We start from the raw sequence: 22611 nt of genomic DNA, 5'->3' as shown, positions 1-22611 counted from the left end.
ACCGCGAGGGTCCCTGCTCGCCCGCACCTCCCAGGGGTCACGTCCGAGGAGGTGTGAAACGCATGTCGTCAGCAATGCAGTCCAAGGGCCCGTCCAGAGTCCTGTCGGCCGAGCTCGCCGCGCACGCCGGGCGGCGGGTGACCGTCGCCGGGTGGGTGCATCGCCGCCGCGAGCTGAAGTCGGTCTCCTTTCTCATCGTGCGCGACCGCGCCGGGCTGGCCCAGGCGGTCACCGCGCCCGGCCCGCTCCCGGCGGAGGAGACCGTGGTCGAGGTCACCGGTACGGTCACCGCCAACGCCCAGGCGCCGGGCGGCGTCGAGCTGGCCGAGCCCGAGATCGCCGTCCTGGCCGAACCGGTGCATCCGCCGCCGTTCGACCTGTACCGGCCGGTGGTGCGCGCAGGCCTGCCGACCATCCTCGACCACGCGCCCGTCGCGTTGCGGCACCCCGAGCTGAAAAGGGTGCTGGAGGTGTCCGCCGCCAGCGTCGCCGGGTTCCGCGCGGCCCTCGACGGGCTCGGCTTCACCGAGATCCACACGCCCAAGCTGGTCGCCTCGGCCACCGAGTCCGGCGCGGACGTCTTCACGGTCGACTACTTCGGCCGCCCGGCCTACCTGGCCCAATCGCCGCAGTTCTTCAAGCAGATGATGGTCGGGGTGTTCGAGCGGGTCTACGAGGTCGGCCCGGTCTTCCGCGCCGAGCCGCACGACACCGCCCGGCACCTGGCCCAGTACACCAGCCTGGACGCCGAGCTGGGCTTCGTCCGCGACCACCGCGACGTCATGGCCGTGCTGCGCGAGGCCGTGGCGGGCATGGCCGAGGCGGTACGGCGGCGCGGCCTCCCCGCCCCCTCGGTGCCCGCCGAGATCCCGGCGATCCACTTCGCCGAGGCGCGGGCGATGACCGGGAGCGACGAGCCGGACCTAGCGCCGGAGCAGGAGCGGCGCCTGTCGGAGTGGGCGCTGGCCGAGCACGGCTCGGAGTTCCTGTTCGTCACCGGCTACCCGATGGCCAAGCGCCCCTTCTACACCCATCCCGACCCGGCCAGGCCCGGCTTCTCCAACGGCTTCGACCTGCTGTTCCGCGGCGTGGAGCTGGTGACGGGCGGGCAGCGGCTGCACCGCCACCAGGACTACCTCGCGGCGCTGGCCGAGCGGGGCGAGCCGGTCGGGCCGTACGAGGGCTACCTGTCGGCCTTCGCCCACGGCATGCCGCCGCACGGCGGCTTCGCCATCGGCCTGGAGCGCTGGACCGCGCGGCTGATGGGCTTGGCCAACATCCGGCAGGCCGCGCTGTTCCCGCGCGACCTGCACCGGCTGTCGCCCTAGCGGGCCCGGCCCGGCATCAGCAGGGCGAGCAGCGCGGCCAGCGCGCACAGCACGGCGGTCACCAGGAACATCTCGGTGTACTCCACGTGCAGGGCGGCCTTGACCCTGGCGGTGTAGTCGGCCAGCTGCCTGGCGTAGGTCGCGGCGTCGACGCCGACGGGCAGCGGGGTGTTCAGGTTGGCGGTCAGCGACTGGAAACGGTAGAAGCCCCACGCGGACACCCCGGCCACGCCGATCAGCATGCCCATCATCCTGGCCACCACCACCGCCGCCGAGGCGACGCCGTGCTGGGCGGCGGTGGTGGCGCGCAGCACGGCGGCGGAGATCGGGGCAATGACCAGGCCCAGGCCGAGGCCGCTGACCAGCAGGGCGATGTCGATGGGGTGGGCGGCCAGATCCAGCGGCCAGCGGTACATCAGCACGTAGCCGACGGCCGCGACGGCCAGGCCCGCGACGGCGACGAGCCGGTCGCCGAACCGGCGGGCCAGCAGGCCGCCCGCGAGCGCGCCGACCGGCAGCGCCAGCAGGAAGCGGGCCAGCACCAGGGAGGCGGGCAGCGTCTCCAGGCCCAGCAGCGTCTGGGCGGCGAGCTGGACGAACACCATCGTCACCAGGAGCGCCGCCCCGGTCAGGAAGCTCACGCCGAGCGTCGCGAGGAGCGGGCCCTTGCGCGTGCCGGTCAGGTCCAGGAGGCGGACGGGGGAGCGGGTCTCCCACCAGACGAACCCGGCGGCGACGGCCAGCCCGGCGGCGATGAGCGGCAGGCCCCACGGGGGCAGGACCGCCTTGGCGGGATCGGGGTTGTAGAAGCCGACCACGAGCAGGGCCAGCGACAGGGCCAGCAGCAGGCCGCCCACGACGTCCACGCGCGGGCGGGGGATCACGTCGGCGGGGACGGGCGCCGCGAGGGGCATGGCGTGCGCCTTGGCGCGGGGGCCGGGCACCGACACGTGGACGGCCACGGCCGTGACCGCCACCAGCGGCAGGTTGATCCAGAAGATGGCCTGCCACGCGCCGAACAGCAGCGCCACCGCCCCGCCGTACAGCGGCCCGAGAGCGCTGCCCAGCTCCTGCGCCGCGCCCACGGCGCCGAGCGCGACCGGCCGCTCGCGCTCCTCCCACAGGTCGCCGGCCAGCGCCATGGTGATCGGCAGCAGGGCGCCGCCCGCGACCCCCTGGAGCGTCCGCCCCACGGTCACCACGGCCACCGAGCCGCCCACCGCCGTGACGACGGACCCGAGGGCGAAGGCGGCCAGGCAGGCGTGGATGAGGGGGCGCCTGCCGTACCGGTCGGACAACTGGCCGAGCAGCGGCATCGCCGCCACGTACCCCAGCAGGAAGCCCGTCACGACGGGCGTGATGCGCTCGAGCCGGTTCACCGGGACCTGCACGGTCCTGGCGATGTCGATCAGCACGCTGACGACCACGTAGGCGTCGAGTGCGGCGAGCAGGACGACCGCGCCGCCCGCGCCGAGGGCCAGCCGACGCCTCATCCGGCGGGCGGGGTGATCGTGACGGGCGCGTCGTAGTCGCTCAGCGTGACGGTGACCGAGCCGCCCTGCAGCGGCAGCGTCACCTTCGTCAGCCTGCTGGAGGCCTTGTCGACGAGCATCTGCGCGGTGACGTCCTGGGACACCCCCGGGACCAGGGTCTTGAGCTGCTGCTGCGGCAGCTTGGCGGTCACCTTGTAGGCGCCGCCCTCCTCGCCCTCGACCTTGGGATCGCCCGCGCCGGCCAGCAGCAGCGGCACGCCCTTGGCGGGGTCCAGCAGCAGCGAGGGGTCATAACCGTTGAGCGCCTGCAGCAGCGAGGCCCTGCTCATCGTCTGGAAGGAGCCGGTCGGTCCCTTGAAGTGCACGGTGTCGCCGACCAGCACGAAGCTGATCTCGGTGAGCTGCCCGAACAGGTCGACGGTCAGCGTCCCGTCGGCGTCGCCGGTGGCCAGGATCCTGCCGTCGCCCTTGCGTACCGGCACCTGCGGCGTGCCCTCCGTCGAGATCGCGAACCTGGCCGTCTTCACGGTCTTCATCGCCTCGGCGGTCTTGGTCATCAGCTCGGGTCCGGAGGGCGTCGCCTGCCCGCCGCCGCCCTGCCCGGAGCAGGCGGCGCTCAGCGCGAGCGCGAAGAGGACCGTCAGGAGCCTTGTCAGCATGTCCCGGATGCTAGCGAGCGCTTGACCGCGATCAGCACAGCATGCCGATATCGGTTTCGCCTCAACGCTCACTCTTCGGGGCCTCAACGCTCACTCTTCGGGGCCTCAACGCAGGCTTTGCGGGGCCTCAACGCAGGCCTTTCAGGTGCGTGACGATCGGGGAGTAGGCTCGCTCGATCGCCTCGACCTGCTCGGGGGTCAGCCGGTCGATGAAGTGCTCGCGCACCCCGGCCACGTGGTGGGGCGCCACGCGCTCGATCGTCTCCCAGCCCTCGTCGGTGAGCACCGCGAAGGTGCCGCGCCGGTCGTCGGCGCACTCCTGCCGTTTGACCAGGCCCTTGGCCTCCATGCGGGAGATCTGGTGCGACAGGCGGCTGCGCGACTGGATGGTGGCCTCGGCCAGGTCGCTCATCCGCATCCGGTGCTCGGGGCTCTCCGAGAGGTTGACGAGGATCTCGTAGTCGTTGATGGACAGCCCGAACTCGTGCAGCTCCCGGTCGAGCCGGTGCATCAGCAGCTTGTGCAGGGCCAGGTGCGCACGCCACGCCCTTTGCTCTTCCGGGGTCAGCCATCGGGGCGCGGTCATGATCTCAAATCTACATCAGCGGTCCGCGCCGCCATCCGCCGCTCCCCGCCGACGCGGCCAGCTCGCCGACGCCCAGCCGTCGCGCCGGGGCGTCGGTCACCACGGCCACCAGGACGCCGTCGGGCGTCTCCCACTCCAGCAGGTGACCCCGCGGCCGCCACGGCGTGCCGCGCATGCCGTCGAGGGTCAGCTCGCCGCGTTTGATCAGGGCCTCCTTGCGGGCCCACAGGCGGATCAGCTCGCGGTTGCCGGTCACCCGCTCGCCCGGGGCGAGGACCATCCCGGCCAGCGCCTCGTCCAAAGGGCCGTCGGGCACCCGCTCGGCGTCCACGCCGACGCGGCCCTCGCCCACGGCCGCGCACACGTAGCCGCGCGTGTGGCTGAGGCTGACGCCCAGTCCGGGGGCCTCCTCCAGGTACGGCACGCCGTGGCCGGGCCCGTGCACGGGGCAGCGCTGCAGCAGCGTCAGCGTGCCGGGATGCCGGCCGAGGAACTCCGCGGCGCACAGCCGTACCAGGAGATGGGCGGCCACGAACGCGCGGCGGTCGGCCTCCTGCCGCAGCCGCCCGGCGCGCTCGCGCTCCACCGGGGTCAGCCAGCTCGGCGGGGCGTCCACCTCCTCGGGGCGCGCCCCGGCCGCGATCGGATCAGCAGGCACCCGGCCAGGGTAGTCGATCAGGCGATCAGTCGTCCTTGCCGGACGGCTTGGCCGTGTCCTTCTGCTCGCCCGCCTTCTGGTCGCCGCCGAGCTTGGTCTCCTGTTCCTTGGCCGCGCCCAGGACGGTCACCTCCTGCACCTTCCAGGTGCCCTTCTGCTTGACCATGGTGAGCTTGAGGTAGCTGTCGCGCACCACGCGGATCGACTCCGATGTCTTGACCTGCTGGTCCACCACGACGATGGCCTGGGCGGTGGCCTCGTCCACCTCGGCCAGGTATACGGCGCGCACCGTCGCCTCGGCGACCGCCTTGAGCTTGATGATCACCTGCTCCATGGCGCCGCCGAACGCCTCGTCGTAGGTGGCCAGGAAGTCGCCCGTGGCCATGCCCATCAGCGTCGAGCGGGAGGTCTGGAGGTCCTGGTAGTCGTAGGAGAGGAGGGACTGGCCGAAGGCGTGGGCGGCGCCGGACACCTCCACGCGCAGGGCCCGCTCGGCTTCGAGCCTGGCGCGCGCCTCCTCGGCCCGGCCGGCGGCCAGCCATTGGAGGACGGCCGCGGCGGCCAGCGCGACCACCGCCACCACGGCCACCGCTCCCGCCGCGAGCCGCTGCCGGCGCGGCTTCGCACGCTCACCGCCGTCGTCCCCGCCTCCCTCATCGTCCGTGCCCGCTGCGGCGCCCGTTGGAGCGGAGGTGGAGGTGGCCTCACTTTCGGTGGCCGTGGCGGCGGGTGCCGCGGCGCGGCCCTCGCCCGCAGTCCCGCCCTCGGCCTTGGCGTTATCGGTTGCGGCGGTCTGGGGATCTGCCAGGGGGGAGGTAGGGGAGGAGGCGGTGGGCGCTGCGGTGTGGCCCTCGCCTGCGGCCAGGTCCTGCTTCGTCGTCATGCGATCACTCCGTTTCCCGACGGCGGGCCGCCCGGCCCACGGCGATCCAGCCAACTATGCCGCCGCTCGCCGCCACCGCGAGGAAGATCGCGATGATCAGCGGCGTGGTGTCCAGGGGAGCCGGGGCCGCCGCGTTCCGGGGCGGGGCGGTGGGGCTCTCCAGCGCCTCCGGAGTCCGCGCGGGACCGCGCCCGGCCTTCTCCGCCGGTGACGAGCCCGCCGGTGACGAGCCCGCCGGTGACGAGCCCGGACGGGACGAGTCCGCCCGGGAGGCGTCGGGCGACGGGCGGGCCCGCGCCTTGAAGCCCGGCTTCGAAGCCTCGTCGTGCTCGGCCGCGGCCACCCGCGCACGCGGGCACGACCGCACGGCCGGCACCGTCGGCGGCCCCAGCGGCTGCGCGTACTCCAGAGCCGGCTTCGGCCCGCCCGGCACGCTGAAGATGAAGGTGTTCCTGCCGTACACGGTGCCCCCGCGCCGGTCGCTGATGTCGTCGGCCAGGCTGAGCGCGGTGGGCACGATGCTCAGCAGGTGGTGGACGTTGCGCTCGGACTCGGCCGAGAACACCGGCCGGTGCGGCAGCCCCGCGGCCGTCAGGGCGCAGGAGAAGCCCGGCCGGGACCGCGTGATGAGGTCGTGGATCTGGGCGAACACGCCCGGCCCCTGGTCGAGGAAGGCGTTGACGTCCGCCCGCGAGGCCCGGACCGTCCCGGTGACCAGCGCGGTGTCGCGGATGCCCGCCGCGATGGCGTCCTTCCTGCCCGCCAGCGTGTGGGTGAGCCGCGTCAGCTGCACCGACAGGTCGTCCAGCACCTCGGCGTTGTCCGCGAGCGTGTCGGTCACGTCGTGCGCGTCCTCGATGATGCTCCTGATCGCTGGGGCTCGCCCGTCCAGGGCCGTCGCCAGCTCGTGCGTGATCGTCTTGGCGTCCCGCGGCGGCACCGCGTTGAGCAGCCTCCCCACGCCTTGGAAGAGCTTCTTGTACTCCAGCGGCACCGACGTCTTGTTCAGCGGGATCAGGTCGCCCGGCGCCAGCCGCGGCCCCCCGACGCCGTCCTTGGGCGGGAACAGCTCGACGTACGGCTCGCCGATGGCCGACTTGCGCCGCACCTCGGCGGTGACCGCCTTGGGCAGGCGGATCTCCCGGTCGATGTCGAGCCCCACGACGATCTTGCCGGGCGCCAGCCGTACGTCGCCGATCTTCCCCACGCGCACGCCCAGGTAGGCCACGTCGAAGCCGCGGATGAGGCCCGGGGAGGAGGCGAACTCCGCGTCCACCCGGTAGGGCCGTTCGATGGCGTCGAGCTTGATGATCGTGGTGAACGCCCAGACCGTCATGACGACGCCGAGCAGGGCGAAGAATCCCAGGTTGACGAAGATGCGGTTCCTCATCGCGGCGGCTCCAGCAGCAGGCGGAAGTCCTCCACGCGGTTGGGCAGCGGGCCGCGCGTCACCTGCGGGTCGTTGGGCAGCGTCTTGCCGTCGGGCAGGATGACGCCCTTGAGCCACACGTAGATGAGCACCTGGCCGTTGACCGTGATGGGCGGTGCGTCGATGAACTCCTGGATGGTCGCGACCAGGCGCTTGAGGTCGTCCTTGCCGCGCAGCACGGCCGAGGTGATCGCGTCGAGCTCGCGCAGCAGCTTGCGCAGCCGGGCGGCGTGGCGCGGGTAGACGGTGACGTTGGCCTCCCTGGCCAGGTCGGTGAGCGCGACGATGGCCTTCTTGATGTGCTTGCGCCCGTGGTGGATGCGGGCGGTGGCGGCGGCCAGCGTCCCGGGCAGGCGGTCCAGGCGGTCGCTGCCCTCGGCCAGGTCGTCGCCCAGCCTGGCCAGGCCGTCGATGGCGGCGGCCAGGTCGCCGCGAGCGGCCGCGTAGGAGTCGGTGACCTCGGCGACCTGCCTGATCAGCCGGTTGACGTCGTCGCCCTTGCCGGAGAAGGCGGTGGAGGCGGCGTCGAGGATGGCGTTGACGTCCTGGGCGCCGAGCGCCTCGATGAGCGGCCCGGCCTTCTCGGTGACCTGCTCGATGTCGGGTTCGACGCTCGTGTCGGTGATCGTCGCGCCGCTTTTGAGCATCGGGCCGGTGTTCAGGCCGTTGGGCGGGGTGAGCTGGATGTAGTTCTCGCCGAGGATGGAGGTCTTGGCGACCGTGGCCCTGGTGCCGACCGGCACGCCGTCGACGCTCTCGATCGACATGGTGACCTTGGCGCGGTAGCCGTCCAGCGCGACGCCGGTCACCGTGCCCACCCGCACGTCGGAGATCTGCACACTGTGCCCGGGCACCAGGCTCTGGACGTCGGCGAAGGTGGCGGTGAGCGTGTAGTCGCCGGTCTTGGCGCCCAGAGTCTGCAGGGAGCACGCCGCCGCCATGCCCAGCGCGACGGCCGCGGCCAGGACCCGGGCCCTCATCGCTTGCGCTCGCAGTTGCTCAGCCCGCCGGGCAGGCAGGGCACCGGGCCCAGGTTCAGCGCCTCGAACAGCGGCGTCAGCCAGGCCCGCGTCATCGCGTTGAGCACGACCCGGATCTTCAGCAGGTGGTGCTTGCGGTCCCAGGAGTCGATCAGCACGTCGGCGAAGTCGGCCGCTCCCTTGATGGCCCTGGCCGTGGACTCGCTGTTGGCCCTGACCGTCAGCACCAGCTCGGCCAGCGTGCCGGCGGCCTGGGGCAGCCGCTCGCCGTACGCCTCGATGATCACATCGCCGCGCCGCACGAAGGCGGCCATGCTCTCGACGAACCCGCGCAGCCGCTGCCGCTCCTCGGCCAGGACGGCGCCTGCCTCGGCGAAGGAGTCGATGGTCGACTTCACCTGCGACTCGCGCCGGTTGAGGCTGGTGGCGATGCGGCCCAGGCCCTTGGCCAGCTCGATGAGCTGCTTGTCCTGCTTGGCCAGGGTGTCGGTGAGCCTGGCGGTGTCGGCGAGGGCGTCGTTGACGGTCCGGCCGCGGCCCCGCAGCCCGCTGGCCAGGTCGCCGGCCACGTCGCCGAGCTTGTCGGCGTCGAGGGCGTCGGTGAGCTTGGTGAAGGCGTCCAGCGCCTCGTCGATCTCCACCGGCAGGTCGGTGCGGTCCGGCGGGATGACCGCGCCGGGGGCGATGCGCCTGTCGCCCGGCTTCCACGGCGGGTAGAGCACCACGTTGCGCTCGCCCAGGGTGTTCTGCGGCGCGACCACGGCCTTGACGTCGGCCGGGAGCGGGATGTCGGGGTCGATCGACATCACCACGCGGACCCTGTCGCCCTCGATGGCGATCCGCTCCACCGATCCGGCGTCCAGCCCCATCACCTTGACCCTGGCCTGCTCATACAGCGACGGCGCTGCGGCGAAGACGGCCGTCAGCGTGTACGGCGGAGCCCCCAGCACGGCGCATCCGCCGGTCGAGGCCAGCAGGACGCCCGCGACCGCCACGGCCAGCGCCCGGATCATCGCTTGTCCTTCCTGTCCTGGGCGATCGCGGCCAGCACCTCGGGGTTGATCGGCCCCAGCCCGGTGGCGATGGCCTCGATCCACGGGCCCTGCCCGCCCATGGTGGCCAGCCCGGAGAAGGTCGGCCCCACCCACGCCAGCACGTTGTTGAACTCCTCGCGGCTGGCGTTGAGCCGCGTGGTGATCGCGCGGTTGTCGTCGAGGACCTGGATGAGGCTCTTCTCGTGCCGGTTGATCAGCCGCGTGGTGCCGGCGACCAGCTCGCTGCCGGAGCCGAGCAGCGCCCGCAGCTCCCGCCGGCGCGAGCGCAGCTCCTCCAGCATGACCTGGATCGCGTCGACGAGCCGGTTGATCTCCTTGTCCTTCTTCTCCAGCAGGTCCATGATCCGGTTGCCGTTGTCGATGAGCTTCTGCAGCTGCGGCTCGCTCTTGCTGATGGTGTCCGACAGCTCGCCCACGTTCTTCAGCAGCCGGGTGACGCGCCCCCGCTTGCTCAGGTCGAGCTTGCCCAGCTCGGTGAGCAGGTCGTCCACGGCCTCGGTGTCCAGGCGCTGGACCAGGCGGGTGGCGTCCTTGAGCGCGTCGTTGATCAGCGTGGGCACGCCGGTGCGCTCCATCGGCACCACCCGCCGGCTCTCGGGCAGCTGGTCCATGTACGGCCGGCTGACCGGGCCGCTGAGCTTGACGTAGCGCCCGCCCAGCAGGTTGGCGAGCGTGACGTCGGCCCTGGTCTGGCGGCCCAGCCGTACCTCGTCGTCGACCCGCCAGGTCACCACCACGTGGCCCTGCCGGTAGTCGGGCCGCACCTCGGTGACCTCGCCGACCCGCACGCCGGCCACGCGCACGTCGTCGCCGCTTTTCAGCCCGCCGGAGTCGGCGAAGATCCCGCTCATGGTGTAGCCGCCCTCCAGCAGGCCGAGGGTGCCGACGAGGAAGGTGGCGACCAGGATCGTGCCGAGCACGGCGACGGAGGTCAGGCCGACGAGGACCTTGTTGCGGTCGCGGAAGGACTTCAGCGCCACCTCAGTCGCCTCCCACCATGAGCCTGCGCAGGTCCCGCGCCGAGGAGACCTTGTAGCCGCCGCGCAGGGGCGGCGGCTCGGTCATCGGGTAGGGGCACGGCGAGGGGCCGAGCGCCACGCAGGGCACGGCCGCGACGAAGAAGTGGCCGCGGTTGACGCTGGAGTGGGCGCGGGCGAACAGCGGCTGGATGGTGGTGACGGTCCGCTCGATGCTCGCCACGTTGCGGCGGATGCCGCCGGTGAGCCCGGTGAGGTGGTCGGTCAGCGCGCCCAGCTCGTCGGCGTTCTTGCCGATGACCTCGTTGGCCGTGGCGAACTCGGCCGACAGCTCGACGATCGCGTCGTCGACGAGCTTGCGGTTGCGTGCGAACGCCTCCGACAGCAGGACCAGGTTGTCCACCAGCTGGGCGATCTGCTCGTCGCGCCGGGCCACCACCTCGGTGACCTTGGCGTAGTCCCTCAGCAACGCCTGGATCGTCTCCTTGCGCTCGTTGACGGTGCCGGTGATGGCGTTGACGTTGTCCAGCAGGCGGGGCAGGTTCCGCTCGTTGCCGTGGAGGGACTTGGCGGCGGCGGTGAGCAGCTGGTTGATCTGCTCGGGGTCCAGGCTCCTGGTGAGCGGGCCGAGGTCGCTGACCAGCTCGCCGATGTCCACCACGGAGGCGGTGCGGGTGATGCGCCCGCCGGGCGGCAGCATCTGCCGGGCGGTGCCGGGCAGGAGGTAGACCACGCGCTGGCCGACGGTGTTGCGCCAGCGCACGGCGGCCTGGCTGTCGGCGGGGACGCGGACCTTCTCGTCGACCTCCAGCACCACCTCGGCCCGGCCGTCGACGACCCGGATGGACTGGACCTGGCCGACCGGCGCTCCGGCGATCTTGACCTGGTCGCCCTCCAGCAGGCCGGACACGTCGTCGAAGGTCGCGGTCACGGTGTAGCCGGCGGTGGTGCTGACGCGCGCGATCTGGACGGCGATCACCGCGATCAGCGAGAGCGTGAGCGCGAGGAACAGCAGGAAGCGCAGCAGCGTCCAGCGGCGGAGGACGCGCTCGCGGGAGACGGCCATGTCAGCGGTCCCTCCCGGTGGTGGGCCCGCAGGCGCCCACGATGAGCTCGCAGATGTCGGCGATCACGAACGACTCGGTCTGGATCTGGCGGGAGTTGCCCGGCCCCGGCGCCTCGATCAGCTCGTTCAGCAGCTCCACCAGCTTGGTCAGGCCGCGCACCCCGTCGCCCGCCAGGCCCAGCTGGGCGTAGATGAGCGCGGCCACCCGCTCGCCGGAGTGGACGCCGGCCCGCAGGTTCCGCCGGTGCTTGCGCAGGCCGTGCGCGCCCAGCTCGGAGACGGCGGTGATCTCCTTCAGCAGCGCCCGCACCTTGTCGGCCCGCTCCAGCAGGTCCGGGGTGATCGTGTCGAGGTCGGCGGCGATGGCCGTGACGTCGTCGCCCTTGTCGGCCAGCGCCGCCGACAGCTGGGCGGCGTCGTGGAGGAACAGCCGGGCGCGGTGGCGGTGCTCGTGCGCGACGCCGGCGACCGTGCCGGCGTCGTCGATCAGCTCGCGCAGCGTCCTGCCCTCGCCCTCCAGGCCCTTGGCCAGCGTGTGGACGATCACCGTGACCTCGCGCGGGTCCACGGCGTCGACCCCGCGGTACAGGTCGCCGAGGGAGTCCGACAGGTCCAGCGGCTCCTCGCCGTCGCGGATCACGGCCCCGGAGGCCAGGTAGGGGCCCACGCCCTCGCCGGAGCCGAGCTTGAGGTTGACGAACTTGGGGCCGAACACCGAGGCCGGCTCGATGGCCGCGGTGGCGGTCTGCGGCACCCGCACGCCGGGCTGGACGTGCATGGTGACCACGGCCTTGCCGGTGCGGTCCAGCGACACGTCGCTGACGCCGCCCACCGTGATGCCGCGGATCTTGACGGGGGAGTTGGGGTCCAGGCCCTGTCCCGCCCGGTCGAACACCGCGACGATCCGCGTGCCGCTCTCCTCGGTGACGCTCCGCACCACCAGGACCGTCGCCGCGGCGAACACCGCCAGCACCACCACGGCGATGCCGAGCCGTACGGGAAGGGAGAACTCCGCGCGGACCACCTTCTCACCCCGTCAGCTTCAGGCTGCCGCCGCCGCCCCAGAACAGCCACGACAGCAGCAGGTTGAGCAGGACGATGGTGACGATCGACTGGCGGATCGCGCGCCCGGCCGCCACGCCCACGCCCACCGGGCCGCCGGTGGCGTAGAAGCCGTGGTAGCAGTGGATCACGATGACCGTGAAGGCGAACACGCCGACCTTGGCCACGCTGAAGACGATGTCGCTGACCGGCAGCCCGATGTAGAAGTAGTAGTCGTAGACGCCCGGCGCCATGCCGAACAGGGCCGTGCACATCAGGCGGGTGGCGAAGAAGCTGGCGAACAGCGCGATGAGGTAGATCGGCATCAGCGCGGCCAGCGCGGCGACCACGCGCGTGCAGATCAGGTAGGTGAAGGCGTTGATGCCCATCACCTCCAGCGCGTCGATCTCCTCCGAGATCCGCATCGCGCCCAGCTCTGCGGTGAAGGCCGAGCCGACCTGGGCGGCCAGCGCGGTCGCCGCGATGATGGGGGTGATCTCGCGCACGTTGGCGAAGCTGCCGACCAGGCCCATGAACGACTCCGCGCCGATCGACTGCAGGCCCTGGTAGCCCTGCAGGCCGACGGTGGCGCCGACCACGAACGCCATCGTGAACACCACGAAGATCATGCCGCCGCCGATCACCGTGGCGCCCACGCCGACGACCACGTCGCTGATCTGGCGCAGCACGACCTTGAAGTACTTCAGGCGCAGGACGACGTCGCGGACGGAGTAGAACAGCACCTTCCACACGAACAGCGGCCAGTCGGCCAGCTGGGCGAAGCGCTCGGCCGCCTCCAGCCCCGCGCCCAGGGCCCTGGCGCCCGCCGTACGGCTGACCATCAGAACGCCTTCGGAGGGTAGGCGAGGAAGTAGACGGCGGAGATCACGTAGTTGAAGGTGAACACCAGCATGAAGGTGACCACCGTCGCCTGGTTGACCGCACGCCCTACCCCGACCGGGCTGGTCTGGCACGTCATGCCCTTGTAGCAGGCCACGGCGGCGGCGATGAAGCCGAACACCCACGCCTTGAACAGCGTCACGTACAGGTCGCTGACGACCACGAGGGACAGTGCGCCGTCGAAGTAGGCGCCCGGGGTGACGCCCTGCACGACCACGTTGAAGAAGTAGCCGCCGCTCGCGCCGGCCAGGATGACCAGCGGGCACAGGCACACCGCCACCGTGCTGGCCGCCCACATGCGGGGGGTGACCAGGCGGTGGATCGGGTTGACGGCCATCACCTCCATCGCGGCCAGCTCGTCGCGGATGTTCCTGGCGCCGATGTCGGAGGTCATCGCGCTGCCGCCGGCCCCGGCGATCAGCAGGGCGCTGGCCAGCGGCGCCACCTCCCTGATGAGGCCCACGAACACGGCGCTGCCGGTGGCGCTGGCCGCGCCCAGCTGCCAGGCCAGCTCGCCCACCTGCAGGGCGACGGTCGCGCCCAGCGGCAGGCTGACCAGCAGGACCGGCACGCTGGTGATCCGGGCGAGGAACCAGCACTGGCCGACGAACTCCCAGAACCAGGTCTTGACGTCCCAGGTACGGCGCAGCCCCTCCAGGACGATCACGAACAGCTCGCCGATCTGGCCCAGCACGGATGTGGCCTTCCGGCCTACGAAACCGGTCAGGGCCATCGGCGCCTCGACCGTGTGCGTGTTGCCGCCATGGGCCACCTCGCTCACCGCCGCCTGTTGGACCGCCACCTTACTGACGTGCTGTCCAGTAAGTCGATGCTTCGCGGGGAATTTGCGGGATCCGTATGACGGCGGCCGTGGATGTTGTGCGCCGGCTACGAAAAGTGATGCTTTCGTGACGGGAAGGTCAGGCGGGGGAGCCGGCGGGGTGCCAGCGCATCGCGATCAGCAGCGTGTCGTCGCTGTGCAGCACCCGGTGGTGCATCGCGGTCACCGCGGCGTCGGCGAAGACCTCCACCGGCAGCCGGTGGTGGCGGGCGGCCACCTCGGTGAGGTGGTCCATCCCGGCCACGATGTCCATCGACGCCTCCACCAGGCCGTCGGTGTAGAACAGCACGGTGGTGCCGGGCGTGAGGCGGTGTTCGGCGATCACGTGGCTGCCCGGGTCGGGATACCCGACCCCGCGGCCCATGAGGCGCGAGTACGAGGCGTTCCCGTCGGGCGTGATCACCAGGGGCGGCGGGTGCCCGCCGGTGGCCACCCGCAGCACGCCCGCACGCGGGTCGAGGCGCGCCACGAGCAGCGTGCCGACCAGGTCGGGATACGCCGACTGCAGCAGCCCGGCCGTCCGCCCCACCAGCGACTCCAGCGGGTAGCCCTCCAGGGCCAGCGTGCGGACCGTGTGGATGATCGTCAGCGCGCCCCGCGTGCCGGCCACGCCGTGCCCGGCCACGTCGACCACCACGATCTGCAGCTCCCCGCCCGGCAGCGTCAGCACGTCGTAGAGGTCGCCCCCGGTGGGCGCGGCCTCCTCGGCCGGGGCGTAGTAGACGCCGAACCGGGCGTAGCCCACGTCGGGCAGCGGCGGGCGCAGCGCGTCCTCCAGCTCGCGGAAGATCTGCCGGTGCGCGCGCCGCAGCCGCTCGTCGCGCTCCTCCAGCTCCACGACCAGCGCGAGCACGCCCTGGTTGGTGGTGGCCAGCTCGTCCTTGAGCCGGCTCAGCTCGTCCTCGAGGGCGCGGATGCGTTGCAGTTCGAAGGTGGGGTCCATCATGATCGCCTGTCTCGCAGGGCGACGGCCGTGGCGTCGTCGCGCAGCCGCCGGTGGTCTCGGGCGAGCAGCGCCGCCAGCAGCGGCGGCGGCTGCGTGAACAGCCAGGTGCCGGAGGTGGTCAGCCAGGAGTGGGAGATGCCGTCGGTGTGGAGGACGACGGTGGCGCCGGGCGGCATCGGCGCCGTCTGCGCGACCGGGCCGCCGGCGCGCACTCCGAGAGTGCCCGGCCGCGGGACGAGCCTGGCCAGCGGGCGGCCGTCGTGCAGGACGGCGCCGCCGACGTTGCCCACGCCGCAGAACTCCACGCCGGCGGCGCGCAGCCGTACCAGCGACGCCGCCGCGCCCCTGGAGGAGCGCAGCGCCCGGTCCAGCCGCACGATCAGTTCGGTCAGCGGCGCCTCGGGGTCGGCCCGGAAGGCATCCAGGGCCGACGCGCTGGCCCGCGCCGCCTCGGCGCCGTGGCCCAGGCCGTCCACGACGAGCAGGGTGCCGCCCGCCAGCTCGTAGGCGTCGCCCGACTCCTGGTGCCCGTTCGCCGGCAGGCACACCGCCCCGGCCTCCAGCCGGCTCAGGTCCAGGGCCGCCTCGTCGCGGAAGCGGGCGGCGATCGCGGTGCCGTGGGCGGGGGCGGAGAAGACGGCGAAGGCGGAGGCCAGGCGGCGCACCGCGCCGAGCCCGCCGCCGAGCGTGCCCGCGGTGCTGTAGCCGTCGGTCAGGCAGCGCGCCACGTCGGCCATGCCCGGCCCGTGGTCGGCCGCCAGCAGGTCCAGGCCGCCGCCGGGCGCCCGCTGCACGAACACCGACCCGCCGCGGGTGTGCTTGTCGATGTTGCTGGCCAGCTCGGAGGCGGCGACCGCGGCCCGCTCGGCCAGCGGCGCGGCCAGGCCCAGGCGCCGGGCGGCCCGCCGGGCCAGGCCGGCCGCCTCGGCGGCGGCGCTCTCGTGGTCCACCCGGACCTCGGTCGTCAGCATGGGTCAGGCCGTCCAGCGGGTGATCACGACGGTGGTGCCCCTGCCCGGCTCGCTGCGCAGTTCGAACTCGTCCACCAGGCGCCGGGCGCCGCCCAGGCCGTGCCCCAGCCCGGGGCCGGTGGAGTAGCCGTCGGCCAGCGCCGCGTCGGGGTCCTCGATGCCCGGGCCCTGGTCGGCCACGACGATCCGCAGCCCCCGCCGCGGCGGCGGCAGCACCCGCTCGATGCGCAGCACCCCGCCGCCGCCGTGGACGTAGCAGTTGCGCACCAGCTCGCTGGCCGCGGTGACGAGCTTGGTCTGGGCGACCAGGCCCAGCCCCTCCGCGAGCGCCGCGGCCCTGACCGCGTGCCGCGCGGTCAGCAGGTCTTCCTCGGTGTGGATCGGCACCGTCTGGAGCGAGGTGCTGCTCAGGTCGCTGTGTGTCACGGGCCTGCCCGTCTGTTCAGGGCATGTTCCACCGACAGCGCCGTCTCCACGCCGGGCAGCGCGAGCCCCAGCTCGGCGAGGGTGATCGCGACGGAGTAACGCATGCCTGCCAGCACCACCCGGGCGCCCAGGAGCCGCGCCATGGCGGCGATCTCCATGAGCATCCGGGCGGCGAAGGAGTCGATGACCTCGACCTTCGTGATGTCCAGCACCACCGTCGAGGCTCGGGTGTCGCCGATCCGCCGGCTGAGTTCGTCGGCGAACAGCATGACGGTCTTGTCGTCCAGCTCCCGGCTGAGGCCCGCGACCAGGACCTCGCCCAGGCGGATGATCGGGATGTCGGGGGAAGTCATGCTCGCGCTCAACCGGCCGGCGTGCGTTCCGTCCGCCCTTCCTCCTGGACCAGGCGCATGGCCTCGGTCAGCGCGTCCGCGAGGGAGGAGCGTGTGGTGATCTCCGACAGGTCGATGCCGAGCTGGGCGACCATCTGCGCGATGCGCGGGCTGATGCCGCTGAGGACGCAGTCGGCGCCCATCAGCCGGGTGGCGGTCACCGTCTGCATCAGGTGCTGGGCGACGACGGTGTCGACCGTGGGCACGCCGGTGATGTCGATGATCGCGACGGCGGCCTGGTGGTCCTGGATGGCCTGCAGCAGGCTCTCCATCACGATCTGCGCGCGGGCGCTGTCGAGGGTGCCGATGAGGGGGACGGCCAGCACCCTGTGCCACAGGTGGACGACGGGGGTGGAGATCTCCAGCAGCTGCCTGTTCTGCCGCTGGATGATCTCCTCGCGGCTGTCCACGTAGGTCTGGAAGCTGACCAGCGCGGCGGCGTCGATCAGCCTGCCGACCAGCAGTGCCTCCTCGGCCTGCGGCGCCATGCAGCCGAGGATGGCCGGCTTGAGCGAGAAGACCGCCGTGGCGATGGCCGTGGGGGAGGCGCCCAGCCGGGCCCAGCGCCGCGACAGGTCGGCGACCGCCTCCCGCAGGGGGGCGTGGCCGGTGGCCACGCGGTCGTCGGGCAGGTCGCGGCCGAGCCCCTCCAGCAGGCAGGAGATGATCGCCTGGACCTCCTCGCCCAGCTCCTCCCCGCCGATGGCGGGTGTCGCGCGGGCCAGCTGCGTGTCGACCCACGTGCTCGCGATCCGTCCGCGGTTGCCGGCGATCGCCCGCATCACCGCCTCGCGAGCCGCTTGTCTGTCGCCTGGCATCCGTGTCTCCCCGCTTCCTCACAGTTATTTGCCGTATGGCAAATATAGCGGCTGGGCCGTCGGCGTGGGGCCCGCGTGCGTATCTGTTCCACAAGCGGGCACGGGGACAGTCATGCCTCACAGTGATGTCGCCGCGGTGCGTGCGCTGGAACGGGCCGCGGAACTGCTGACGGACATCTGGTGCAGGACCTACGACGACCTGCGGCCCATCGTGTCGGCGAGCCAGCTGCGGGCCCTGGAGATCGCCGCCCGCCGCCCGGGGCTCACGCTGAGTGAGCTGGCCGCCGCCATGGGGACGCTGCCGTCCTCGGCGAGCCGGCTGTGCGACCGGCTGGAGGCCGCCGGGCTCTTAACGCGGGACGCCGACCCCCGGCGGCGTACGGTGGCCCTCCACCTGAGCCCGCAGGGGACCGCCTTCCTGAAGGAGCTGGGCGTCCGCCGCCGGGCCGAGCTGGGGCGCCTGCTGGACCGGCTGTCCCCGACGGCCCTCCACGCCCTCACCCGGGCGCTGAACCAGCTGGCCAGGGCCGAGACCGGTGACGAGACCGACGGGACGGACGACGGTGACAGGGCAAGTGCCTGACTTATTTGCTACTGTGCAACCGTCCCGTGGCAACCAGCCACGCATCGGGTGGAGGAGCCCCATGGTGACCCGCGAAGGGCTCTACGCCGTGCGCCAGGCGATACAGGACGCTCCGCCGTACGCGGTGGCCGAGGCCTTGCGTGACGCGCTGAGCGAGCATTTCGGGCATCCCGACATCGAGGTCCTGCTGGCCGACTACGCCAAGGCCACGCTGCGGCCCGTGCTGAACCCGCTCTCGCCCGGCTCGCCGGGCCTGAGCATCGACACCACCGAGGCCGGCCGCGCCTTCGCCGCCCAGCAGCCGCAGCTGTCGGACGGCGGGCGGCTGCTCCACCTGCCCGTCACCGCGTTCGGCGAGCGCTTCGGCGTGCTCAACGTCCGGCTGCCGGAGGAGTCCGCGCCCGAGGCGCTGGAGCTGCTGCAGGAGGTCGCGGTCGCCTTCGCCCACGCGCTGCGCGGCGCCGACCTGATCACCGACCGCTACCAGCAGGTGCGCCGCCTGGCCCGCTTCACGCTGGCGGCCGAGATGCAGTGGGAGCTGCTGCCCGGCTCCAGCCACGAGGGGGACGGCTACCGCCTGGCCGGCCAGCTCGAACCCGCCTACGCCGTCTACGGCGACAACTTCGACTGGGCCTGCGGCCCGCGCTGGCTCATGATGTCGGTGACCAACGGCATGGGCCAGGGGATATCGGCCGCGCTGCTGACGAGCCTGGCCATCACGGCCCTGCGCAACGCCCGCCGCTCGGGCGCCGGGCTGGAGGAGCAGGCCGGGCTGGCCGACGAGGCGATCTTCGCCGAGTACGGCGGGGAGCGCTACGTGTCGACCCTGCTGCTGCGCTTCGACGCCGCGACGGGCGACCTGGCGCTGGTCGACGCCGGCTCGCCGCTGCTGCTGCTCATGCGCGGCGGCAAGGTGTCCCGCATCGAGCTGGACAAGCAGCTGCCGCTGGGCATGTTCGGCAACACCGCCTACGTGGAGCAGCAGATGCAGCTGCGCCCGGGCGACCGGCTGGTGATCGTCAGCGACGGCGTATACTCCTCACGATCCGCGAGCGGACAGGAGTTCAGCGGTGCCCCGCTGGAGGGCGTGGTCAAGGCCACCCGGCTGCAACCGGCCGACGAGGCCGTGCGCACCATGATCCGCGGTCTCCTCGACTTCCGCAACGGTTCCGAGAGCATCGACGACGCGGTGGTGGTCTGCCTCGACTGGGTCGCCGACGCCGCGTCCCAACTCCTCCCCGCGGCGCCGGAGGAGGTCGTCTAGGAGGTCTTCGCGACAGGAGAGCCAGTGAACGAGACGACGATCACCGATCCCACGCCCGCGGACGTCGCAGCCGTCGAGAAGGCCGCCGCGGCGCTGGTCGCCGTCTGGGCCCGCTCCCGTCAGGCCGCCGGCCGCGTGTCCACCACGCAGCTGCAGGCCCTCATCACCATCGAAAGCCACCAGCCGGTCAACCTCAGCGGCCTGGCCGACCACCTCGGCGCCGCGCCGTCCTCGGCCAGCCGGCTGTGCGACCGGCTGGAGGCGGCCGGGCTGGTGCGCCGCTCGCTCGGCGAGACCGACCGGCGCGAGCTGACGCTGTCGCTCACCGCCACCGGCCGGGCACTGCTCGCCGACCTGGCCGAACGCCGCCACGCCCACCTCAAGGCCGTGCTGGAGCGCATGACTCCGGCCGGGCGGTCGGCGCTGCAGCGAGGTCTGCGGGAGTTCGCCGCCGCGGCGGAGGCGGACGGCCCGGAGGACTGGGTCCCCCTGGCCGCCCGCCTGTTCGCCTGACCGGCCACCCCCCGAGGCGAGAAGCGTCACGCCGATTCGCGCACGACCAGCTCGGTCGGCACGATGACCGGCTCGACCCGCCCGGCCCCGTCCATGAGCTCCAGCAGCAGCCGCACGGTTTCCTCGGCGATGCGGGCCAGCGGCTGGCGGATGGTGGTCAGCGGCGGATGGGTGGACACGGCGATGGAGGAGTCGTCGAACCCGCCGACGGCGACGTCGTCCGGCACCCGCCGGCCGGCCTCGCGCAGGGCGGCCAGCGCCCCGGCGGCCATGAGGTCGGAGGCGACGAAGACGGCGTCGAGGTCGGGGGCGCGCGCCAGCAGCTCGGCCATCGCGCGCTCGCCGCTGGCCCGCGACCAGTCGCCGTGCGCGATGAGCTTCTTGGCCGCCCTGCGGCCCAGCACGTCGGTGAAGCCCTCCAGGCGCTGGATGCCGCCGGGGGTGTCCATCGGCCCGGTGATCATGGCGATCTTCCTGCGGCCCCTGGAGACCAGGTACTCGGTCATCTGCCGGCCGCCCAGCCGTTCGTCGGCCGCGGCGTAGGGGATGACGTCGCGCTTGCCGAGCACCTCGCCCTGGGCCACCACGGGCACCCGGCCGCCCAGCGCGTCGGCCAGCGGGTCGCCGGCGTGGGCGGAGACGAGGAAGACGCCGTCGGCGTGCCCGCCGCGCACGTAGCGCAGCACGCGCTGGCGGTCGCCGTCGTCGGCGGCCATCATGATGACCAGCGAGATGTCGCGCAGGGCCAGCCGCTGGACGGCGGTGCGGATCAGCACGGCGTAGTTGGGGTCCTCGAACAGCTTCTCGTGCGGGTCGGACAGGACCATGACCACCGATCCGGAGCGCTGGGTGACCAGGCTCCGGGCGTTGCGGTTGACGACGTACCCCGTCTCGGCGATGGCCCGCTCGATGGCCACGCGGGCCGCCGTGCTCACGTACCGGTCGCCGTTGAGCACCCGGGAGACGGTGCCCCGCGAGACGCCGGCCCGGGCCGCCACGTCGTGGATCGTCGGTCGCTTCACGGCCACTAGCTTTTCACGGCTCCGCCGGCCAGATCGGTCCGCCAGTAGCGCTGCATGGTCAGGAACAGCGCGACGAGCGGGATCAGCGCCACGAGTGCGCCCGTGATGATCAGGTTGAACAGGGACGGCTGGTTGGCCCCGGCCGCGAGCAGGGTGTACAGGCCCACGGTGAGCGGGAACCTGGCGTCGTCGCCCAGCATGATGAAGGGCAGCAGGAAGTTGTTCCAGATGGCGACGAACTGGAACAGGAACACCGTCACCAGCCCGGGGGCCATCATCGGCAGCGCGATCCCGGTCAGCAGCCGCCACTCCGAGGCCCCGTCGAGCCGCCCGGCCTCCAGCAGGGAGTCGGGGATGGCGGCCTGGGCGTACACGCGGGCCAGGTAGATGCTGTAGGGGTGGAGGATCTGCGGCAGCAGGACCGACCAGTAGGTGTCGGCCAGCCCGATCTTGGCGAACAGCAGGTACTGCGGGACGGCCAGCACCACGGCCGGGACCAGGATGCCGCCGATGAGCACGTTGAAGATCAGGCTCCGGCCGCGGAAGCGGTACTTGGCCAGCGCGAACCCCGACACCGCCGACACGATCGTCGACAGCAGCGCGCCGCCTCCGGCGTACACCACGGTGTTGACCGTCCACAGCCAGAACACGCCGCCGCGGTAGGCGCTCAGCTCCGACAGGTTGTCCAGCAGCCCGGTGCCCACGGCGAAGGTCGCGGTGGAGAACAGCTCGCCGGGCGACTTGGTGGCGGCGACGACCAGCCAGCTCACGGGAAACAGCGTGTAGGCCGCCCCGAGCAGCAGGACGGCGGTCGGCGCGATGCCGCGGGCCGCCATCACGCCTCCCCGAAGGCGCGGTTTCGCACCACGCGCAGGAACCCGAACGACAGCACCAGCGAGATGCCGGCCACGACGATCGAGGTGGCGGCGGCCGAGTACAGGTCGCCGGTGACGAAGGCGTCCCGGTAGATCTTCATCAGCGGGCTCCAGGTCGAGCTGATCGTGGCGGTGAGGGGCTTGAGGGTGGTCGGCTCGGAGAACACCTGGATCGTGGCGATGATCGAGAACACCGTGGTCAGGACGATCGCAGGAGCCAGGATGGGGATCTTGACGCGGACGGCGATCTGCAGCTCGGAGGCGCCGTCGATGCGCGCCGCCTCGTACAGCGACTGGGGGATCGCCCGCAGCGTCGTGTACAGCACGAGCATGTTGAAGCCGGTGCCGCCCCAGACCGCGATGTTGGCCATGGAGTACAGGACGGTGCTGGCGGCCAGGAAGTCGACGCCGGGCAGCGGGCTGGTGCTCGGCAGGTACAGAAAGCCCCACATCAGCGAGGCCACGACGCCCGGCACCGCGTACGGCAGGAAGATCGCGATCCGGCTGAAGCGGGCCAGCCGTACCCGGGCCGAGTCCAGCAGCAACGCGAACAGCAGGGCCAGCCCCAGCATGACGCTCAGCACGACGGCGCCGTAGGCCAGCCCGCGCAGCCAGCCCGCCCACAGCTCCCCGTCGCTCACCGCGGCGGCGTAGTTGTCCAGGCCGACGAAGACCTCCTTCCTGGCGCCCCGGCCCAGCCCGAGCCCGGAGACCTTGGTCCGGCGCAGGCTCAGGTAGACGGTGTAGCCGATCGGCAGGGCCAGGAAGAGGGCGAACAGGGCGACGGCCGGCGTCAGGAAGAGGTACGGCGCGACCGTCCCCCGCGGGGCGGCCTTCCCGCGCCGGCCGGTGTCGTGCCGGGAGGCCGCCGCCCGCGTCTGGGAGCTCCTCTCGCCGGATCGCAT

The 22611-nt window shown here is 72.5% G+C and carries 25 protein-coding genes; 4 read left to right on the top strand and 21 right to left on the bottom strand.

All coding sequences use genetic code 11. From position 1 onward, the window contains the following. Positions 1–62: 62 nt before the first annotated feature. The gene (aspS, locus tag BSB02_RS02775; protein ID WP_240506133.1) at positions 63–1328 is read left to right on the top strand and encodes an aspartate--tRNA(Asn) ligase; all 1266 of its coding nucleotides are present in this window, start codon (positions 63–65) and stop codon (positions 1326–1328) included. Here the strand turns inward: aspS and BSB02_RS02770 are convergent. From BSB02_RS02770 to BSB02_RS02685, 18 genes are all read right to left on the bottom strand, one after another. Further along, entirely contained in the window at positions 1325–2821 is a 1497-nt protein-coding gene (locus tag BSB02_RS02770; RefSeq protein ID WP_084956417.1) for an MFS transporter, read from the bottom strand. The two genes, aspS and BSB02_RS02770, sit on opposite strands and share 4 nt — an antisense overlap. Next, positions 2818–3480, bottom strand: coding sequence for an LppX_LprAFG lipoprotein (locus BSB02_RS02765; RefSeq protein ID WP_084956415.1), 663 nt, complete (start codon positions 3478–3480; stop codon positions 2818–2820). Before BSB02_RS02765 ends, BSB02_RS02770 begins: the two co-directional genes overlap by 4 nt. A 127-nt stretch (positions 3481–3607) precedes the next feature. After that, positions 3608–4066, bottom strand: coding sequence for a MarR family winged helix-turn-helix transcriptional regulator (locus tag BSB02_RS02760; protein ID WP_084956413.1), 459 nt, complete (start codon positions 4064–4066; stop codon positions 3608–3610). 10 nt (positions 4067–4076) lie between these two features. Next, the gene (locus BSB02_RS02755; protein WP_240506132.1) at positions 4077–4724 is read right to left on the bottom strand and encodes a 4'-phosphopantetheinyl transferase family protein; all 648 of its coding nucleotides are present in this window, start codon (positions 4722–4724) and stop codon (positions 4077–4079) included. A 25-nt stretch (positions 4725–4749) separates the two neighbouring features. Next, a complete protein-coding gene (locus BSB02_RS02750) occupies positions 4750–5607 on the bottom strand; it encodes a hypothetical protein (protein ID WP_143590177.1) in 858 nt (285 codons plus the stop codon). Between the two features lie 4 nt (positions 5608–5611). Continuing rightward, positions 5612–6997 (bottom strand): MCE family protein, encoded by a 1386-nt coding sequence (locus BSB02_RS02745; RefSeq protein ID WP_084956410.1) that lies wholly within the window; start codon positions 6995–6997, stop codon positions 5612–5614. Next, entirely contained in the window at positions 6994–8016 is a 1023-nt protein-coding gene (locus BSB02_RS02740; RefSeq protein WP_084956408.1) for an MCE family protein, read from the bottom strand. The genes BSB02_RS02745 and BSB02_RS02740 overlap by 4 nt, the downstream gene beginning before the upstream one ends. After that, positions 8013–9029 carry an MCE family protein gene (locus BSB02_RS02735; protein WP_084956406.1) on the bottom strand — a complete coding sequence of 339 codons (1017 nt, stop codon included), beginning with the start codon at positions 9027–9029 and terminating at the stop codon, positions 8013–8015. Before BSB02_RS02735 ends, BSB02_RS02740 begins: the two co-directional genes overlap by 4 nt. Then, entirely contained in the window at positions 9026–10051 is a 1026-nt protein-coding gene (locus BSB02_RS02730; RefSeq protein WP_084956402.1) for an MlaD family protein, read from the bottom strand. Before BSB02_RS02730 ends, BSB02_RS02735 begins: the two co-directional genes overlap by 4 nt. A gap of 1 nt (position 10052) precedes the next feature. Further along, complete coding sequence (locus tag BSB02_RS02725) at positions 10053–11114, bottom strand: MCE family protein (protein WP_084956399.1); 1062 nt, start codon at positions 11112–11114, stop codon at positions 10053–10055. A gap of 1 nt (position 11115) precedes the next feature. Continuing rightward, positions 11116–12138, bottom strand: a complete 1023-nt coding sequence (locus BSB02_RS02720) for an MlaD family protein (protein WP_084956396.1) — start codon at positions 12136–12138, stop codon at positions 11116–11118. 4 nt (positions 12139–12142) lie between these two features. After that, entirely contained in the window at positions 12143–12997 is an 855-nt protein-coding gene (locus tag BSB02_RS02715) for an ABC transporter permease (RefSeq protein WP_084956393.1), read from the bottom strand. Then, entirely contained in the window at positions 12997–13788 is a 792-nt protein-coding gene (locus BSB02_RS02710; RefSeq protein WP_084956936.1) for an MlaE family ABC transporter permease, read from the bottom strand. Before BSB02_RS02710 ends, BSB02_RS02715 begins: the two co-directional genes overlap by 1 nt. Before the next feature lie 187 nt (positions 13789–13975). Continuing rightward, the gene (locus BSB02_RS02705) at positions 13976–14842 is read right to left on the bottom strand and encodes a PP2C family protein-serine/threonine phosphatase (RefSeq protein ID WP_143590175.1); all 867 of its coding nucleotides are present in this window, start codon (positions 14840–14842) and stop codon (positions 13976–13978) included. Beyond that, the gene (locus BSB02_RS02700; protein ID WP_084956389.1) at positions 14839–15813 is read right to left on the bottom strand and encodes a SpoIIE family protein phosphatase; all 975 of its coding nucleotides are present in this window, start codon (positions 15811–15813) and stop codon (positions 14839–14841) included. The genes BSB02_RS02705 and BSB02_RS02700 overlap by 4 nt, the downstream gene beginning before the upstream one ends. A 3-nt stretch (positions 15814–15816) precedes the next feature. Beyond that, positions 15817–16239, bottom strand: coding sequence for an anti-sigma regulatory factor (locus BSB02_RS02695; RefSeq protein WP_240506131.1), 423 nt, complete (start codon positions 16237–16239; stop codon positions 15817–15819). Next, entirely contained in the window at positions 16236–16592 is a 357-nt protein-coding gene (locus BSB02_RS02690) for an STAS domain-containing protein (protein WP_084956386.1), read from the bottom strand. Before BSB02_RS02690 ends, BSB02_RS02695 begins: the two co-directional genes overlap by 4 nt. An 8-nt stretch (positions 16593–16600) precedes the next feature. Continuing rightward, positions 16601–17449 carry an STAS domain-containing protein gene (locus BSB02_RS02685; RefSeq protein ID WP_084956383.1) on the bottom strand — a complete coding sequence of 283 codons (849 nt, stop codon included), beginning with the start codon at positions 17447–17449 and terminating at the stop codon, positions 16601–16603. Between the two features lie 112 nt (positions 17450–17561). Here BSB02_RS02685 and BSB02_RS02680 point away from each other — a divergent pair, with 112 nt between their 5' ends. From BSB02_RS02680 to BSB02_RS02670, 3 genes are all read left to right on the top strand, one after another. After that, positions 17562–18032, top strand: coding sequence for a MarR family winged helix-turn-helix transcriptional regulator (locus tag BSB02_RS02680; protein ID WP_084956380.1), 471 nt, complete (start codon positions 17562–17564; stop codon positions 18030–18032). 61 nt (positions 18033–18093) lie between these two features. Continuing rightward, positions 18094–19296: a PP2C family protein-serine/threonine phosphatase gene (locus BSB02_RS02675; protein ID WP_084956378.1), complete on the top strand. Its 1203-nt coding sequence runs from the start codon at positions 18094–18096 to the stop codon at positions 19294–19296. A 24-nt stretch (positions 19297–19320) separates the two neighbouring features. Beyond that, positions 19321–19809, top strand: coding sequence for a MarR family winged helix-turn-helix transcriptional regulator (locus BSB02_RS02670; RefSeq protein ID WP_084956376.1), 489 nt, complete (start codon positions 19321–19323; stop codon positions 19807–19809). Positions 19810–19835: 26 nt separating this feature from the next. Here the strand turns inward: BSB02_RS02670 and BSB02_RS02665 are convergent, their stop codons facing one another. From BSB02_RS02665 to BSB02_RS02655, 3 genes are read right to left on the bottom strand one after another with little or no spacing between them, the layout of a single operon-like run. Next, positions 19836–20831, bottom strand: a complete 996-nt coding sequence (locus BSB02_RS02665) for a LacI family DNA-binding transcriptional regulator (protein ID WP_240506130.1) — start codon at positions 20829–20831, stop codon at positions 19836–19838. Positions 20832–20836: 5 nt separating this feature from the next. Further along, the gene (locus BSB02_RS02660; RefSeq protein ID WP_084956371.1) at positions 20837–21667 is read right to left on the bottom strand and encodes a carbohydrate ABC transporter permease; all 831 of its coding nucleotides are present in this window, start codon (positions 21665–21667) and stop codon (positions 20837–20839) included. Beyond that, positions 21667–22611, bottom strand: a complete 945-nt coding sequence (locus BSB02_RS02655; protein ID WP_084956368.1) for a carbohydrate ABC transporter permease — start codon at positions 22609–22611, stop codon at positions 21667–21669. Before BSB02_RS02655 ends, BSB02_RS02660 begins: the two co-directional genes overlap by 1 nt.

The sequence above is a fragment of the Thermoactinospora rubra genome (genome assembly GCF_002093975.1).
GTDB lineage: Bacteria > Actinomycetota > Actinomycetes > Streptosporangiales > Streptosporangiaceae > Nonomuraea > Nonomuraea rubra_A.
This window is presented reverse-complemented; position numbering and strand designations above follow the sequence as displayed.